Annotated in this window: 14 protein-coding genes; 11 read left to right on the plus strand and 3 right to left on the minus strand. The window is 62.7% G+C overall.

Annotated features, from left to right (window positions below; all coding sequences use genetic code 11):
* The first annotated feature begins 2 nt into the window (after positions 1–2).
* The 3 genes from HWQ56_RS28065 (at position 3) to HWQ56_RS28075 (ending at position 4488) form a co-directional block, all read left to right on the plus strand.
* Positions 3–935, plus strand: coding sequence for a hydrogen peroxide-inducible genes activator (locus HWQ56_RS28065; RefSeq protein WP_158152791.1), 933 nt, complete (start codon positions 3–5; stop codon positions 933–935).
* Positions 932–3007 (plus strand): ATP-dependent DNA helicase RecG, encoded by a 2076-nt coding sequence (gene recG / locus HWQ56_RS28070; RefSeq protein WP_158152790.1) that lies wholly within the window; start codon positions 932–934, stop codon positions 3005–3007. The genes HWQ56_RS28065 and recG overlap by 4 nt, the downstream gene beginning before the upstream one ends.
* Positions 3008–3087: 80 nt before the next feature.
* A complete protein-coding gene (locus HWQ56_RS28075) occupies positions 3088–4488 on the plus strand; it encodes an aminoacyl-tRNA deacylase and HDOD domain-containing protein (protein ID WP_176572257.1) in 1401 nt (466 codons plus the stop codon).
* A gap of 85 nt (positions 4489–4573) precedes the next feature.
* Here the strand turns inward: HWQ56_RS28075 and HWQ56_RS28080 are convergent, their stop codons facing one another.
* A complete protein-coding gene (locus HWQ56_RS28080; protein WP_176572258.1) occupies positions 4574–4942 on the minus strand; it encodes a helicase in 369 nt (122 codons plus the stop codon).
* Between the two features lie 337 nt (positions 4943–5279).
* Here HWQ56_RS28080 and HWQ56_RS28085 point away from each other — a divergent pair, with 337 nt between their 5' ends.
* The 8 genes from HWQ56_RS28085 (at position 5280) to HWQ56_RS28120 (ending at position 16524) form a co-directional block, all read left to right on the plus strand.
* A complete protein-coding gene (locus tag HWQ56_RS28085; RefSeq protein ID WP_176572259.1) occupies positions 5280–5969 on the plus strand; it encodes a GntR family transcriptional regulator in 690 nt (229 codons plus the stop codon).
* Between the two features lie 722 nt (positions 5970–6691).
* Positions 6692–7465 carry a DUF3050 domain-containing protein gene (locus tag HWQ56_RS28090; protein WP_158152786.1) on the plus strand — a complete coding sequence of 258 codons (774 nt, stop codon included), beginning with the start codon at positions 6692–6694 and terminating at the stop codon, positions 7463–7465.
* Positions 7462–8391 carry a diiron oxygenase gene (locus HWQ56_RS28095; RefSeq protein WP_176572260.1) on the plus strand — a complete coding sequence of 310 codons (930 nt, stop codon included), beginning with the start codon at positions 7462–7464 and terminating at the stop codon, positions 8389–8391. The genes HWQ56_RS28090 and HWQ56_RS28095 overlap by 4 nt, the downstream gene beginning before the upstream one ends.
* A gap of 15 nt (positions 8392–8406) precedes the next feature.
* On the plus strand, positions 8407–11790 hold the full coding sequence (locus tag HWQ56_RS28100) for a non-ribosomal peptide synthetase (protein WP_176572261.1): 3384 nt from the start codon (positions 8407–8409) through the stop codon (positions 11788–11790).
* A gap of 25 nt (positions 11791–11815) precedes the next feature.
* The gene (locus HWQ56_RS28105) at positions 11816–12286 is read left to right on the plus strand and encodes an SRPBCC family protein (protein WP_158152783.1); all 471 of its coding nucleotides are present in this window, start codon (positions 11816–11818) and stop codon (positions 12284–12286) included.
* A 141-nt stretch (positions 12287–12427) separates the two neighbouring features.
* Positions 12428–12928 carry a sigma-70 family RNA polymerase sigma factor gene (locus tag HWQ56_RS28110; RefSeq protein WP_176572262.1) on the plus strand — a complete coding sequence of 167 codons (501 nt, stop codon included), beginning with the start codon at positions 12428–12430 and terminating at the stop codon, positions 12926–12928.
* Positions 12918–13892: a FecR domain-containing protein gene (locus HWQ56_RS28115; RefSeq protein WP_176572263.1), complete on the plus strand. Its 975-nt coding sequence runs from the start codon at positions 12918–12920 to the stop codon at positions 13890–13892. Before HWQ56_RS28110 ends, HWQ56_RS28115 begins: the two co-directional genes overlap by 11 nt.
* Before the next feature lie 151 nt (positions 13893–14043).
* A complete protein-coding gene (locus HWQ56_RS28120) occupies positions 14044–16524 on the plus strand; it encodes a TonB-dependent siderophore receptor (protein WP_176572264.1) in 2481 nt (826 codons plus the stop codon).
* A 73-nt stretch (positions 16525–16597) separates the two neighbouring features.
* Here the strand turns inward: HWQ56_RS28120 and HWQ56_RS28125 are convergent, their stop codons facing one another.
* Positions 16598–17236 (minus strand): NADH:ubiquinone oxidoreductase subunit N, encoded by a 639-nt coding sequence (locus HWQ56_RS28125; RefSeq protein ID WP_158152779.1) that lies wholly within the window; start codon positions 17234–17236, stop codon positions 16598–16600.
* Between the two features lie 172 nt (positions 17237–17408).
* Complete coding sequence (locus HWQ56_RS28130; RefSeq protein ID WP_158152778.1) at positions 17409–17648, minus strand: DUF2789 domain-containing protein; 240 nt, start codon at positions 17646–17648, stop codon at positions 17409–17411.
* Positions 17649–17655 lie beyond the last annotated feature (7 nt).

Here is a 17655-nt window from a genome sequence, read left to right on the forward strand (position 1 = left end):
TTATGACTCTCACAGAATTGCGCTACATCGTCACCCTCGCCCAGGAGCAGCATTTTGGCCATGCCGCCGAGCGCTGCCACGTCAGCCAACCGACCTTGTCGGTGGGGGTCAAGAAACTCGAAGATGAACTGGGTGTGCTGATTTTCGAGCGCAGCAAGAGTGCCGTGCGCCTCACCCCGGTAGGCGAAGGCATCGTCGCCCAGGCGCAAAAGGTGCTGGAACAGGCCCAGGGCATTCGTGAGCTGGCCCAGGCCGGCAAGAACCAACTGACCGCGCCCCTGAAAGTCGGTGCCATCTACACCGTCGGCCCTTATCTGTTCCCCCACCTCATTCCGCAACTGCACCGGGTGGCACCGCAGATGCCGTTGTACATCGAGGAAAATTTCACTCACATCCTGCGCGACAAGCTGCGCAATGGCGAACTGGACGCAGTGATCATCGCCCTGCCGTTCAACGAGGCCGATGTACTGACGTTGCCGCTGTACGACGAGCCGTTCTACGTGCTGATGCCCGCCGGCCACCCCTGGACGCACAAGGAAACCATCGACGCCTCGCTGCTCAACGACAAGAGCCTGTTGCTGCTGGGCGAAGGCCATTGTTTCCGCGACCAGGTGCTCGAAGCCTGCCCGACGCTGGTCAAGGGTACCGAAGGCGCCAAGCACACCACCGTGGAGTCGAGTTCGCTGGAAACCATCCGCCACATGGTCGCTTCGGGCCTGGGCGTGTCTATCCTGCCGTTGTCAGCAGTGCACAGCCATCATTACGCCCCCGGCGTGATCGACGTGCGGCCCCTGACGCCACCCTCCCCGTTCCGCACCGTGGCCATTGCCTGGCGCGCCAGCTTCCCGCGGCCCAAGGCCATCGAGATCCTGGCCGACTCCATCCGCCTGTGCTCCGTGGCCAAGCCCACCCCCTTGAGTAAAGTGGCGACATGACCGAGCTGTCCCAGGTTTCGGTAACCGCCCTCAAGGGCATCGGCGAGGCCATGGCCGAGAAATTGACCAAGGTGGGCCTGGAGAACCTTCAGGACGTGCTGTTCCACCTGCCGCTGCGCTACCAGGACCGAACCCGCGTGGTTCCCATTGGCGCCCTGCGCCCCGGCCAGGACGCAGTGATCGAAGGCGTGGTCAGCGGCGCCGATGTGGCCATGGGCAAGCGCCGCAGCCTGCTGGTGCGCCTGGGCGACGGCACAGGCTCGCTGAGCCTGCGCTTCTACCATTTCAGCAATGCCCAGAAAGAAGCCCTCAAGCGCGGTACCCACCTGCGTTGCTATGGCGAAGCGCGCCCTGGCGCCTCGGGCCTGGAAATCTACCACCCCGAATACCGCGCCCTGACCGGCGACGAACCGGTGCCCGTGGAACAGAACCTCACGCCCATCTACCCCACCACCGAAGGCCTGACCCAAGCACGCCTGCGTCAGCTATCGCAGCAGGCCCTGGCCCTGCTGGGCCCGCGGAGTCTGCCAGACTGGCTGCCGCCGGAACTGGCCCGTGAACACCAACTGGCGCCGCTGGATCAGGCCATCCGTTACTTGCACCATCCGCCGCCAGACGCCGACCTGGAAGAGCTCGCCGTAGGCCATCACTGGGCCCAGCACCGCCTGGCGTTCGAGGAACTGTTGACCCACCAGCTGTCCCAGCAACGCCTGCGCGAAAGCCTGCGGGCCTTGCGCGCGCCGGCGCTGCCCAAGGCCAAGCGCCTGCCGGTACAGTACCTGGCCAACCTGGGTTTCACGCCCACGGGCGCCCAGCAGCGGGTGGGCAAAGAGATCGCTTACGACCTCAGCCAACGCGAACCCATGCTGCGCCTGGTGCAGGGCGACGTGGGCGCGGGCAAGACGGTGGTCGCGGCGCTGGCCGCTTTGCAGGCCTTGGAGGCCGGGTACCAGGTGGCCCTGATGGCTCCCACCGAGATTCTCGCCGAACAGCATTTCATTACGTTCAAACGCTGGCTAGAACCTCTGGGCATCGAAGTGGCGTGGCTCGCGGGCAAGCTCAAGGGCAAAGCCCGGGCCGCTGCCCTGGAGCAGATCGCAGGCGGAGCCCCCATGGTGGTCGGCACCCATGCACTGTTTCAGGATGAGGTGAAGTTTGCCAAGCTGGCTCTGGTGATCATCGACGAACAGCACCGCTTTGGCGTGCAACAGCGTCTGGCGCTGCGTCAGAAAGGCGTGGGCGGGCGCATGTGCCCACATCAGTTGATCATGACTGCCACGCCCATCCCCCGCACGCTGGCCATGAGTGCCTACGCGGACCTCGACACCTCGGTCCTCGACGAACTGCCGCCAGGCCGTACCCCGGTCAATACCGTCCTGGTGGCCGACAACCGTCGCGTCGAGGTGGTCGAGCGGGTGCGCGCCGCCTGTGCCGAGGGCCGCCAGGCTTATTGGGTGTGTACCTTGATCGAAGAGTCGGAAGAGCTGACCTGCCAGGCGGCCGAAACCACCTTCGAGGAGCTGACCAGTGCGTTGGGTGAACTGCGCGTGGGCCTGATTCATGGGCGCATGAAGCCGGTGGAAAAAGCCGAGATCATGGCCCTGTTCAAAGCCGGCGAGTTGCAGCTGCTGGTCGCCACCACGGTGATCGAGGTAGGTGTCGACGTGCCCAATGCCAGCCTGATGATTATCGAGAACCCCGAGCGGCTTGGCCTGGCGCAACTGCACCAGTTGCGTGGCCGTGTCGGTCGCGGCAGTGCCGCGAGCCACTGCGTGCTGCTCTATCACCCGCCCCTGTCACAGATCGGCCGTGAGCGCCTGGGTATCATGCGTGAAACCAATGATGGCTTCGTGATTGCAGAGAAAGACCTGCAACTGCGTGGCCCCGGTGAGATGCTCGGTACACGCCAGACAGGTTTGCTACAGTTCAAGGTAGCCGACCTTATGCGCGACGCCGATTTGCTTCCTGCCGTACGAGAAGCGGCTCAGACCCTGCTCTCGCAATGGCCGGCACACGTCGACCCGTTATTGGAACGCTGGCTCAGGCATGGCCAACAATATGGACAGGTTTGAAAAAAGACTTGGCACGACCGAACCAGCTGGCGATGCAAGCTGGGTATACTGTCGGCCATGTAGGAATATGGATACAGACCATGACTGAAGTTGCCCTGGACACCGCGACCCCACACACCCCGTCTGTCATTCAGGATATGCTGGGGAAGCTGGCAATCAGTTATCGCGAGGTGCTCGACCACCCGCACCTGAACCCTGCGCGCAAGGTCCAGGCGGTGCTGCTCAACGACGCCGTTGGCGCACTGATGGTGCTGTTCCCGCAGAGTCAGCTGCTGGACCTCAATCGCCTGGCCGAACTCACTGGCCGCAAGCTGACCGCGGTGCCGCTTGACCGCATGACGCGAATGCTGGCCAAGCACGACCTCAAGCAATTGCCCGGCCTGCCTACGCTGACCAGCTCACCGTGCCTGTACGATGAGCGTCTGCTGGAGGAGAGCGAACTGCTGGTCAACTCCGGTGAGCCTGGCCTGTGGCTGGAGATCGGTCGCGACGACTTCAGGAAGGTGCTCAGCAAGGCCAGCGCCGGCAACTTCGGCGTGGTGCTGACCAGCATTCGACCCAACCTCGACCGCCCTGGCGATGACCCCAAGGAAATCACCCAGGCCGTCCAGGCGTTCACCGCACGGCGTATCCAGCAACGGCTGGAAGCCACGATCGAAATTCCGCCGCTGGCGGAAACCGCGCAGAAAATCATCAAGCTGCGGGTAGATCCCAACGCGACCATCGACGACATCACCGGGGTAGTCGAGACCGACCCGGCGCTGGCCGCGCAAGTGGTGAGCTGGGCGGCATCGCCCTATTACGCATCACCTGGCAAGATCCGCTCGGTGGAAGACGCCATCGTCCGCGTGCTGGGCTTCGACCTGGTCATCAACCTGGCGCTGGGCCTGGCCCTGGGCAAGACCTTGAGCCTGCCCAAGGATCAACCACAGCACGCCACGCCCTACTGGCAGCAATCGATCTATACCGCTGCCGTCATCGAAGGCCTGACCCGCGCCATCCCTCGCGCACAGCGGCCTGAAACCGGGCTGACCTACCTGGCTGGTTTGCTGCACAACTTTGGCTACCTGCTGCTGGCTCACGTCTTCCCACCCCACTTCTCGCTGATCTGCCGCCACCTGGAGGTCAACCCGCACCTGTGCCACAGCTACGTGGAACAGCACCTGCTCGGCATCACCCGCGAGCAGATCGGCGCTTGGCTGATGCGGTTCTGGGACATGCCCGACGAGTTGGCCAACGCCCTGCGCTTCCAGCACGACCCTGGCTACGATGGCGACTATGCCCAGTACCCCAACCTGGTGTGCCTGGCGGTGCGCCTGCTGCGCAGCCGCGGTATTGGCTCGGGTGCCGATGAAGGCATTCCGGACGAGTTGCTCGAGCGCCTGGGGCTGAGCCGTGAAAAGGCCGAGGATGTGGTCACCAAGGTACTGGACGCCGAAGTGATGCTGCGTGAACTGGCTTCGCAGTTCAACCAGCACTGAGCGCTGTACTGACGTGGGAGTTGGCCAGCGAGCTCGTTGACAGCCTGGCCCCCACGATACCGCTACGGGCGTGGCACCACGCGCTTCACTTTTTCGGTTTCAGGTATTTCATGATGCCCTGAAACCAGATGACCAGGGCCGGGTTGCCCTTGATCTGAATGGTCTTGTCCTGAATACCCTGCATGAACGCCAACTGTTTGTTCTTGGCCTGCAGCGTGGCATACCCGAATGCCGCGTCCTTGAACGCAATCGCAAACGCCGGGGCGTCCACTTTGCCGCCCTTGCTGGTGATGCGCATGTCCTTGACGATGAAATGCCTGGCAACCTTGCCGTCCAGCGTCTGCAGTTGAAACACCAGGTCGCGATCCTTGAGCTGCTGGGCGAACGCAGGGTTGCGGCGACTGGCCCGTGCCATCAATAGCCCCATGGCCCAGAGCAAAAAGCGAAACTTCATGTACACGCCTCGAAAAAAAAGTGGATGACGATCGCGGCAGTTTACCGAGATCCTGCACAATCACCATCGAAAACCCGCCGCCACGTGAATATCGCTGATTTTCCTTACCTTTTTGCGACGCGGCGGGCAAAGTGGCCGTCTGTCTAAGCCCGCAACAAACTGCACCCCTCCCCACCTTCCAATGTGCCTGCAACTCCGTCACGATAAGCACGCGAACTCAGGCCCCGCTACGCATAGCGCACGGGTGCCGGATTGGATTGACAGGCACAAGTGGGCCCACTAGCCTTTTTGGGATCCCACACATATTTTGTGACAATTATAATCAGGTAGGCCAATCGTGACAGCCAAAAAGCCGTTGAGCACCATTCTGGTCAGCGAGCAGGTACCCGCCCACCTTGCTCGTTCGGTCATCGAGGAAAAATTGCGAAGTGCCATCCTGGACGGCCGACTTCCTGCCGGTACGGCGGTAAGGCAACAGGAACTGGCGACGCTGTTCGGCGTCAGCCGGATGCCTGTGCGCGAGGCATTGCGCCAGCTCGAAGCCCAAGGGCTGCTCAAGGTTGTCATGCACAAAGGCGCGGTCGTCGCACCGCTGGTCGACGAAGATGCCGCCGAAACCTATGACTTGCGCTTGCTGCTGGAAACCGAAGCACTTCGCCAGTCGATTCCCAACCTGACCGATGCGCACCTCGCCGAGGCGCGCTACTGCATCGACCAGCTCGACACCGAGACCAACCCGGCCGAGCTCGGCCGCCTGAACCGGCTGTTCCACATGGCGCTGTATGCGGGTGCGAACAACCGCAAGCTGCTGCGCATGATCGAACAGGAACTCAACCAGGAAGAACGCTTCCTGCGTTTTCATTTGTCCTCGATGGGCCTTGGCAAACCTACCCAGGAAGACCACATCGCCCTGGTCGATGCCATTCAGGACCGCAACGTAGAGCTGGCCATCGACATACTGCAACAACACTTGGCCAACGCGTCGCACACCATCCGCCACTACCTCGAAACCCGCGCGTCGGCATAGGCTCGGCGGTCACCCCGGGCCTGATGGCTGATGTGCCCAGCACCAGCCTTCCTGTGGTAACGAGTTCGATCCTGCCTGGCCCCCTTGCCTGGCAACGTGCCTAACGCGCCCCCGACCGGATGAAGTGAGCCGGCGCCACCTGCCGCTTTCCCCCCCTCACCGCCTCTGCTGCACCCCATAACCCACTTTTGCGCACCTGCGATTGGCGACTTCATGCTCTGATACTGCGCGCCGATGGAAAATCGGCGTTTTAGCGCACACTCTGGCACTGGCCGATGGCCGTGAGCTGTTCTGCTCAATCAACACGTCATCACTTCGTCACCCACGCAGGAGCGTAAACACGGGCCCAGCCCCTGGATTAATTAATTAGCAACTACCCATCTACTTGAGTGCTCCGAGTGAGGCATTCACTCATCTTAATTTAATTTTGACCGTAAAACGTCGAAAGGGGAGCACTTGCGCCTCTAAAACTTGCCGCGCTTGTTTTAGCGAACTCCTATTTTCATTAAAAACATAACTTATTGTTTTTTAACGATTTTATTTGAAATGCAGATAAAACCTGGTCTAACTTGATTAGCACTGGCGACGTACCTGCCCGCCAGTCACCGCTGCCAATGGGCATAAGTTTATATCCGACCCTTCAACGGAAGGATTTGTTCAAGCAGCACGCAAAGTGATAGCCAGAAGTTTCAACTCATTGTTAAAAACTTTAAGGAAGCGCCATGACCTTTCAAACCGACGTGCTTGTACAGAAAAAGAACCAACTGAGTGCTCACCCGATATTCGGCGAGATCAATACATTGCCGGTATTACAACGTTTCATGGAAACCCATGTATTCGCGGTATGGGACTTCATGTCGTTGACCAAACGCCTGCAACGCGAACTTACCTGCGTGGACCTGCCGTGGCTGCCGCCCGCTGACCCAAAGGCGGCGCGGCTGATCAACGAGATCGTGCTGGGCGAGGAATCGGATGACCGCCTGGACGGCGGCCACTACAGCCACTTCGAACTCTACCTGGAGGCCATGCGCGAAATAGGTGCCGATACCGGCCCTGTGCAGCAGTTCGTCGCGCTGCAGGCCGAAGGCGTGCATTACCGCACCGCCTTGCAAAGCGTGAACGCCGACCCCGCGGCCATCCACTTCGTGACAGACACCCTGGAAACCGCGCTGTACGCCCCCGCCCATGCCGTGGCCGCTGCGTTCCTGCATGGCCGCGAAAGCGTGATCCCGCACATGTTCCAGCGCTTGCTGGATGACTGGGGCATCACCGCGCGCCAGGCACCGACCCTTTGCTATTACCTGCAGCGGCACATTGAAGTGGACTCCGATGATCACGGCCCGGCGGCACAGTCACTGCTCGACCGCCTGACCGGCGATGACCCTCAGCGCCTGGCGCAAGTGCACGCAGCCGCCATCGCCGCCATCGACAGCCGCATGACCCTGTGGGATCGGCTGCGCGTCAGCATGAAGGCCGGGGCCGAGGTGAATGCATGAACGCCGCCGACTACCGCTCATTCGCCGACGCGTGGGAAGACCGCGCCACCATCCGCACCCGTCCGCGACGGCGGCTAGAAGACGATGCACGGCTGATCTACCCCCTCAGCCGCCAGCCGCTGGTGCTGGGGGCCACGTTTCTGCGCGAGTGCCCGCACCAGCGCGATTTCGCGCTGGTGCAAAGCCTCTACAAATTCATTCATGACGTGGTGATCTTCGAGACCGAAATCGTCAACCGCACGGCCAGCAGCATTGCCCGCGGGCGCTTTCCCCTGGCGTACCCCTTCGCCTGCCGCTACGACGCCATGACCGTGGTGGTGGATGAGGACTACCACGCTCTGGTGGCCATGGACTTCATGCAGCAGACCATCGACCTGACCGGTATCGAGCCCATCGCCCTACCTGCCGAGATCGAACTCAGCAGGGCGATACCAGCGGCCCTGGCGCATGTGCCAGAGCCGCTGCGCCCAGCCGCCGAGCTTATCTGCGTGGCGATCGCCGAGAACACCTTGACCAACGATGTGGCCGCCTTCGCCCGCGATGACTCGGTGAAGGAATCGGTCAAGGGCCTGATGGCCGACCACCTGCTGGACGAAGGCCGCCATTCCACCTTCTGGACGCGGCTGGTGCGCATCTATTGGCAAGGTGCCAGTGCAAGCGATCGGGCGGCACTGGCTGGCATGTTGCCAGTGTTCATCGAACGCTACTTGACCAATGACATTCAGAAAGCCTTCGACCTGGCCTTGATCGAGCACCTGCACCCCGACCCGGCCGTGCGCCGGGCCCTGGCCGAAGAAGCCCAGAGCCTGGCGTTCCCGATCAACGCTCAACACCCACTGCTGGGCAACATTCTGCGCTTTTTCAAAGGCAGCTCGATGCTCGACAGCCCCTGTGTGAGCGACGCCCTGGCCGCCTATCTGGCTTGATACAAGGAGAAGACAATGAGACGTCTGCAGATCATCCTCTATGGTTCCAGCCGTGCCTTGCGCGCGCTCGGCACCGTACTGCAAGAGTATGGGCACCAAGTAAGCCCGACCTGTGAACAACCCGATGTGCTCATCGAGGACGGCAGCGGTCAGGCTATCCCGAACACCCCACCTCGCTGCCTGCACCTGGGGTTGCGCCTGTGCCTGGAGCCGGATAGCGGCAACCTGCCCCGGGTGCAATGGCAATGCTGGGCCGGCACGGCCCACGCCCAGCGCCTGGTCATCTGCCAGGCGCTGGCGGCAGCGACGTCGGGCAACGGCGAAGCACTGCGCGCCAGCGTCGAGCAAAGCCTGCTGGAGCGCATGAGCCTGGAGATCACCCGCTTTTCCCGCGACCCGCAGCACTTCGCCCAGCGGGCCGTGTGCGACGCCGCAGGGCTAGGCCGGCAGCAAGGCCTTGATGCAATCGAAGCCCTGGCGTTCGAACATCGCCTGAACCAGAACAGTGCGCCCCATTTGCTGGATGAAAACATGCCGTCGCTGCTGGAGCAGTTGCACGCCAGCCTGCGCCTGAATACCGGGCGCACGGCGCTGCAACTGGCCGACAGGGTGGTGAGTTACGCCCAGTTGCAGCAGCAGGCGGCAGCGATTCGTGCCGCCCTGCCGGCAGGCGGAGGGGTGATCGGTGTATGCCTGGAAAAATCGGTCGAACTCTACGCCAGCCTGCTGGCGGTGCTCGGCAGCGGTGCCGTGTACCTGCCGATGGACCCCAGTCATCCCTCGCAGCGCCTGCGCGCCATTGCTGAAAATGCGCAGGCCAGCCTGTTGCTGCACAGCGGGCCAGCGCCGTTCAGCCTCGACGGCATGCAGGCGCTGCGGGTGGACGATATCAAACCTGCCGCTGCCGGCGGCCACTGGTTCGACCTGCCGGTACAAGGGCAGGCACCCGCGGTGGCCATCTACACCTCGGGCACCAGCGGGCAGCCCAAGGGCGTGCTGCTCAGCCATGCCAACCTCAACCACTTCCAGGCCTGGTACCGCCAGCGCGTGGAACTTACCCACAACAGCCGGGTGCTGCAGTTTTCCACCATTGGTTTCGATGCCTCGCTGCTCGACATATTGCCCACCTTCGCCGCGGGGGCAACGTTGGTCGTGCCCACCCCGGACGAGCGCCGCGACCCCACGCACTTGATCGAACTGCTCAACGCCCAGGCAGTCAGCCACGCATTCCTGCCCCCCGCCCTGCTGAGTATTCTGCCGCCCACAGCGCCCCTCTCCTTGCAGCACCTGATCACGGGGGGCGACGTGTGCGAGCCGACGGTGCTGGCGAATTTCGCCGGCCGCTGCCAGTTCCACAACATCTACGGCCCGACCGAAACCACGGTGCTTGCCACTACCCGGCGCATGCACCCTGGCGACAACCCGCGGCAGATCGGTGAGCCAATCGCCAATACCCAGGTGCTGATCCTTGACGACCATGGCTGGCCGGTCGCTGACCACACACCGGGTGAGCTCTACATAGCCGGTGCCGGTGTGGGCCTGGGCTACCTCAACAACCCGCCACTGAGCGCCGAGCGCTTCGTCACCCTGGCCCTTCCCGATGGGCGTAGTGTGGCCGCCTACCGCACGGGCGACATCGCGCAATGGGCTGAACAGGGCATCGTCCTGAGCGGGCGGCGTGACAACCAGGTGAAGATCCGTGGCTTCCGGGTGGAACCAGAAGAAGTGGAACACTGCCTGCGTGCCAGTGGCCAGTTCGCCCAGGTAGCCGTGGCCGTCGACCCACAACACCGGCTACTGGCCTTCGTCGCCCAGCCACGGGCAGGTGACGGACAGGCGCTCGCCAATCTACAGGCCCATGCCCAGGCCCACCTGGCCGACTACATGCGGCCACTGCACTACACCGAACTGACCGTGCTACCGGCCACCGCCAACGGCAAGGTTGACCGCCGAGCCCTGCTCAATCTGCCTCAAGCCCACGCCCAAGCCCACGAACGGCCGGCCAATGCCACCGAAACCAAACTGCTGGCCCTGTGGAGCGAGCTGCTGGAATTGCCTGCCGAGGCCATCGGCACTGACCACAGCTTCTTCAACCTGGGCGGCCACTCCATTTTGCTATCGCAGATGCTGGTACAGATCCGTGAGCGTTTCGGCACGGGTATTCCGATCAACCGCTTCATCGAGCAGCCCACCCTCAAGCGTCTGGCCGAACTGGTCAATGGCGTCGAGGACCAGGTGCGCCAGGTCAGCCCACGGGCACTGACCGACGCTTTCCGCGAACTGAACCTTACAGCCTTGCCCGTCGAGTACATGGGCGACGTGCACAAGGTCATCGTGACCGGCGCCAACAGCTTCCTGGGCGTGCACATCGTTCAGGCCCTGCTGGCCTGGGGGGCCAGCGAGGTGGCCTGCCTGGTCAGGGCCCAACCGGGGCTCAGCGCCAGCGAACGTTTCCAACAGGCCCTGGTGGAGAACCGGCTGGAACACCTCGACCTGAGCAGGGTGCGGGTACACGCCGCCGACATCACCCAACCGAGCCTGGGGCTGAGCGACGCACTGTACGAAGAGATAGACGCCCATTACGGCGCGCTGATTCACAACGCGGCGCAGGTCAACCACGTGCTGGATTACGAAGCGCTGGCCGCCACTAACGTCGAGCCGGTGTTCCATTGCCTGCGCCTGTGCGAAGGGCGGCGCAAGAAGATCTTCAACTTCGTCTCCACCCTATCGGCCTCCAGCGTTGTCGACGCCAAGGGTCACGTGCTGGAAGAACCGCCGGCCGATACCCCGCCCATCTACATTCGCAATGGCTACAACCTGTCGAAATGGGTAGCCGAGCGAATCATTCAGCGCGCCCGCGAGGCCGGCGTATGGGCCAACCTCTACCGGCCCGGAAACATTACCTTCAACAGCCGCACCGGGGTCTGCCAGCCCCACAAGAACCGCCTGATGCTGATGCTCAAAGGCTCGCTGCAACTGGGCCAGGTGCCAGCGCTGGACCTCAACTTCGACCTGATGCCGGTGGACTTCCTCGCCCGCTTCCTGGCCTTCCACGCCAGCCGCTACCAACCGGCGCGGGCGGTGTTCAACCTGCACAACCCTGAACCGCTGAGCTGGGCGAGCTATGTGGACGCCTTTCGCGAAGCGGGCCGAGACTTCGAGTTCGTCAGCGTAGCCCAGTGGCAACGGCAACTGGCCCGCGTGGACGCAGACAACGCCCTGTTCGGGGTGCTGGGCTTCTACCTGGATGGCTTCGAGGAAGACATCGGCGACATTTCGCGCATCGACCACGAGAACGCACGCAGTGGCGTGCAACGCATGGGCGAGCGCTACCCCAGCAAGACTCCGGCGCTGCTGCGCAAGGGTTGCGCGTACCTGAAAGAAATCCAGTTCATCTGAACCACCCTACCCAAGGAGACACACCATGACTGCACTGACCCCCGATACCCTCGTACGCAACCCTCAGGGCTGCACTGTCACCGCCGCGGTCAACATCGCCGCGCCCGCCGACAGCGTCTGGGAAGTAGTGGGCAACTTCGCCGGCTTCGATAAATTCATACCGGCCCTGGAACGCATCGAAATGACCGGCAGCGGCGTGCGCTCGGTACGCAAGAAGTTCTTTCGCGACGGTGAGAACATCGTCATCGAGCAACTCAACAGCCACGATGACCAGGCCCGCCGCATGACCTGGAGCCTGATCTACACCACCCTGAACATTGGCAACCTGTGGGCAGCCATGGAGGTCACGGCCAAACCCGACAACACCAGTGAAGCCAAATGGACCATTCAGGGCGAGCCCTGGGAAGGCGGCGCCGCGGCCCTGCCGGCTTTCGAGGCGTTCCTGCAAGGCTTCGCCGATGACGCCATGAACAACGTGCGCAACCTGTTCAGTTAGTCCGACGCGCTACCCGGTGGGGCCGGTTGCCACCCAACCAGCCCCACGCTTACGTGTGTGTGCAGCCAATGTTGCAAAATGTACCGGGCTTCATGAAAATAAGACTAATTATCATTCATGCAGTCTTGCGTGGCGCATCCCATGTCCTCCCAAGAATTTACCGTGGGTCCGCTCTACCGCGCCCATCACGGCTGGCTCAGCACCTGGCTGCGCAGCCACCTCGGCAACGCGGCCGATGCCGCGGACCTGGCCCAGGACACCTTCCTGCGCCTGCTGCAACGCACTGATCGCCTGGAACTGAGCGCCCCCCGAGCATTCCTGCGCACAATTGCGCGGGGCTTGGTGATCGACCATTGGCGCCGCGAAGAACTGCACCGCGCCTACCTGGAAACCATCGCCCACCTGCCCGCCGCCGAAGCTCCGAGCGTGGAAACCCGCGCGTTGCTACTGGAGTTGCTGGAACAAATCGCGCGCCTGCTGGACGGGCTCAAGCCCAAGGTGCGCAAGGCCTTCCTGCTGTCTCAGTGCGAAGGCATGCCCCACCAGGATATCGCCGCGCAATTGGGGGTGTCCCTGCGCTCAGTGGAGCGCTACGTGGCCGACGCCCTGTTCCATTGCTACCTGCTGCGTTATGAACAGTGACCACGGCGGCCCTGCGCCAGACCCGCAGATGGTGCGCCAGGCCATTCACTGGCTGCTGCGCTTGAACAATGATGGCGGCAACGCCCGGGTACAGCGCCAATGCGCCACGTGGCGCGCGGCCGACCGGCGTCATGAGCTGGCCTGGCAGCGCATTCAGTCGCTGAGCCAGGAAGTGGCCGGCCACTACCGTGCCGTACCCGGTGCTGGCCTGGCACTGGAAACCAGTGCCCAGCGTCTGGACCGGCGCCAAGCCTTGAAATTACTAGGTGTGGTTGGCCTGATGGGCAGCACCGGGTGGCTGGGCAAAGACCTGGAACAATGGCAGCAGTGGTCATCGGATTACGCGACCGGCGTCGGGGAACGCCGCACCTATACCCTGCCGGACGGCTCGCAACTGCAGCTCAATACCCGCAGCGCCGCTGACCTGCGCTTCAGCACGCAGCAACGGCTGCTCAGCCTGAAGCATGGCGAGATACTGCTCACCTGCCAGCCAGACCCGCAAGGCCGGCCGTTACGGGTCAATAACCGTGATGGCCTGTTCGAAGCGTCCCAGGGGCGCTTCGCCCTTCGCCAACAGGACGACTGCACCCGCCTGAGCGTCGCTCGCGGCCAAGTGGCCATCTACCCGGCCCGGGGCGGGCCGCTGACTTGGGCGCGAGCAGGCCAGAGCTGGCAAGTCGACAGCGCCGGCGCGCGGCAGGTCGCCGTGCCGGAGATGGACTTGGGCGCCTGGGCCGACGGCCTGATCGTGACCCGTGACATGCGCTTGCAAGCCTTTCTCGAAGAATTAGGCCGCTACCGTCATGGGTACCTCAGTTGCGCCGCGGACATCGCCGAGCTGCGGCTGTCGGGCGTGTTTCGTCTGGACGACACCGACAAGCTCCTGGCCCTGCTGCCTCAGACCCTGCCCGTGCGGCTGCATAGCCGCACCCGCTATTGGGTACGCCTGGAAAGGTCGGTATAGCCTCCCAACCCCATGCCAGCCGCTGCCTTCATGGCAGCTCAGTGCTGAATGGGGCGATGGCCCCTCAACTTTTTTGGCGGGTTTCGCCGGCCCGTTCGGCTTGGACAGTAATTAACCCGTTCAAGCCCCTTCCATGCCTCGGAACCGCATCATGACCAGCAATACCCCATCGCTTCCGCTTTCCCTGCCCAGCGCCGTGCGCGCTGCATTGCTGTCTACCGCCCTTGGCCTGGGTACCCTACCCCTGGCAGCCCAGGCAGCCGCGACCCCGGGCGCACAGGCCGCCGCCAGTCGCTACGACGTAGCTGCCGGGCCGCTGGGCGAAGCCCTCAATCAGTTCGCTCGCCAGGCCGGCATCACCTTGGCCGCCACCCCCGCGCAAACTCAGGGCAAACAGAGCCCGGGCCTGCACGGCACGTTCAGCGTCGCCCAGGGCTTGAACGCCCTGCTGGCCGGCAGCGGCCTGCAGGCCAGCAGCAGCGACGGCACCAGCTTCGTGGTCCAGGACACCCAGGACCAGGCCATGGCGCTACCTTCCACCGACGTACGCGGCTTTGCCCTGGGTAATGCATTGGGCAGCATGGACGGCTACAACGCTACCCACAGCCAGATCGCGACCAAGACCAGTACTGCCTTGCTGGAAACGTCGCAAAGCGTCTCGGTCGTCACCCGCCAGCAAATGGACGACCAGGGCTCGCAGACCGTCGCCCAGACCATGCGCTACACCCCTGGTGTGCTGACCAACCCCTATGGCGCCACGCATCGCTATGACTACGTGGCCATGCGCGGCTTCAACGATGGCTCGGTGGACAACATCTACATCGATGGCCTCAAGTCCATGGGCGACAGCGGCACCTACAGCACCATGCAGATCGATCCCTACTTCCTTGAGCGGGTCGACATTCTCAAAGGCCCTTCATCGGTGCTCTACGGGCGCAGTTCCCCCGGTGGCCTGGTGGCACTGACCAGCAAAAAGCCGCTGTACGAGGCCTACCACGAGATACAGGCCACTGTCGGCACCCAGGGCCAGCATGGCGTGGGCTTTGACTTCAGCGGCCCGGTGGATGACGACAAGCGCATTGCCTACCGCGTGACGGGCCTGACTCACGACTCCGACACCCAGTTCGACCACAACGAAGAGAAACGCTACGCCATTGCGCCCACGCTGAGCATCGATTTCGATGAGGATACTTCGCTGACCCTGCAGGCCTACCTGCAACACGACCCGGAAGGCGGCTACCACGGCGGCCTGCCCGCCGACGGCGTGTTGCACCCGCGCAACGGCCAGCGCATTTCCGAGCATTACTTCGAGGGCGAGCCGGGCATCGACCATTACAGCCGTGACCAGCAGTCATTCGGCTACCAGTTCGAGCACCGCTTCAACGACGTCTTCACCGCGCGGCAGAACTTCCGTTACCTGGACTCCAAGGTCGACCTGGACCAGGTCTATGGCTACGGCTACACCAGCGCCACCAGCAACGAGCTGAACCGCTACTACTCGGGCGCCAGCGAACGCCTGCATTCGTTCATCATCGACAACATGCTGCAAGCCGAGTATTTCACCGGCGCCGCCAAGCACACCACCCTGCTGGGCGTGGATTACCAGCGGCGCAAGACGGTGGTGGACTGGACCAGTGGCTCACTGGCACCCATCGATGCCTTCAACCCGGTGTACGGCAATTCCGCCATCAGCTATTACAGCCCCACCAGCTACCTTCGCCGCCTGCAGCAGACCGGCGTGTACCTGCAAGACCTGATCGAGCTGGACAAGTGGCGCTTCTCCCTGGGCGTACGCCAGGACTGGGTGAAGACCTCGGACGAGAACCGCATCGCCGAATACAACCGCCCCGTTGGCACCACCATCAGCGACCAGCGCACCAAGCTGACCAGCCGCGCGGGCGTGCTGTACCTGTTCGACAACGGCCTGGCGCCCTACATCAGCTACTCGGAGTCGTTCAACCCCAACTCCTACTCCGATGCCAGCGGCAACCCCTTGCCCCCTACCGATGGCAAGCAATGGGAAGCGGGCCTGAAGTACCAGCCGCCGGGCTCGGAAAACCTCTACACGGCATCGGTGTTCCGCATCGACCAGGAGAATCTGGCCACCAAGTTGCCGCAGGAAAACTTCTACCGCGCCGTCGGCGCGGTGCGTTCCCAAGGTGTGGAGCTGGAAGCCCACCTGCAAGTCACCGACAACCTGAAACTGCTGGGCAGCTACACCTTCACCGACCTGAAATATTCGAAGTCGATGGTCAGTACCCTGAGCACTGCCGACAACATCATCGAGAACAAAGGCAACTCACCCACCCAGGCGCCACGCCAGATGGCCTCCATGTGGGCGGACTACAAATTCAGCAGCGGTGCACTTGACGGCCTGCGCCTTGGCGCGGGCGTGCGCTACGTGGGTTATAGCTGGGCGGATGCGGAGAACACCGAGAAAGTACCGGCCTATACCCTGTACGACGCGTCGGTGGGTTACGACTTGGGCAAGCTGGGCCTCAAGGGCCTGGACTTGCGCATCAATGCCAACAACGTGACCAACGAGCACTACGTGGCCACCTGTGCCAGCTTGAACTTCTGCTACGTGGGCGAAGAGCGCAACGTCGCTGCTACCTTGAGCTATCAGTTCTGACGGGGGTTGTGATGCGGCCAGGTCCGCTACAAAGCAGCGGACCTGGCCGTGTCGTCAGGGCCACCGCTGACATTCAGACCTTGTACTCGGTCTCCAACGCGTCCAACTGATGGTCAAACGCACGCAGGCGTGTCGACCAGGTGTACACCAGCACTTCCATCTCCCGGTCGACCCCGGCGCTGGCCTTGATGCTGGTGCGCGGGTCGCAGAAGTCCAGCAGGTAGCGCTGGCGTGCCAAGGCAGTGGCTACGCTGGAGAGCTCCCGAGCATCGTCCAGCCAATGCCATTGGCTGTCGTGAATCTCGTCATCCAGCACTTGGCATTGCAGCTTCAATGCTTCAAGGGACTTTTCCAGCGGCGTGCCCGCCAGGTCGCCCATCACCTCCTGGAACGTACGCCCGGGTTGCCAGTAGCTACCCCAGAAATAGCGGTCGAAAACGGTTTCCACCTTGCGCAGGGCCACCTTCGTGTCCCAGATGCGCACCAGCGTGTGGCCCTGGGTTTGCCGTCGCCTTTTCAATTGCGCGTTTTCATGGGCGGACCATGCCAGCACGGCGAGCGCCAGCACGCCGATCAACCACAGTGCGCTATTGAAGAAGACCAGGGCACGTTCGATCTGATGGGCCTCGATGACCCCGTAGAAGTAAGTGGCAGTGATCAAGCCGAGCGCCGAGGTGGCGCACCAGAAGCCAGGAGCATAGGAATCTTTCATAGTTATTATCATCCCATTGACCCGGGGCCAGTGATGACTGAAAGAATCCGCGTGAATGCCGCCGCGCGGTCTTGGGCAGACCACATGAACCCCATAAGTCAGAGCATAGGACAGGCTGCGGCAATTGTTGGCAACGCCAATGAAATCGGGGGGGCAACGGATAAGCGGCAGCTTAGCGAACCTTGTGCAGCAGCTCGTTGAGCTGGTCGATCACTTCGGCCCAATCGGCGTCCTCGAGAATCTCCTCGCGCAGGAAAGCCGCCTGGCTGGGTGTCCAGAAGAAGGCTTCGTGCAGTTTGAGGCCGGGCTTGAGGGGTGAATGGCTGGTGACGAATTTCTCGATTTCCACCGGGTCGGAGGCCAGGCCCAACTGCTCGAACAACGCCGGCAAACTGTGATTCGGCGATTCCATGTGGGTA

Source organism: Pseudomonas eucalypticola (genome assembly GCF_013374995.1).
In the GTDB taxonomy this organism is placed as follows: domain Bacteria; phylum Pseudomonadota; class Gammaproteobacteria; order Pseudomonadales; family Pseudomonadaceae; genus Aquipseudomonas; species Aquipseudomonas eucalypticola.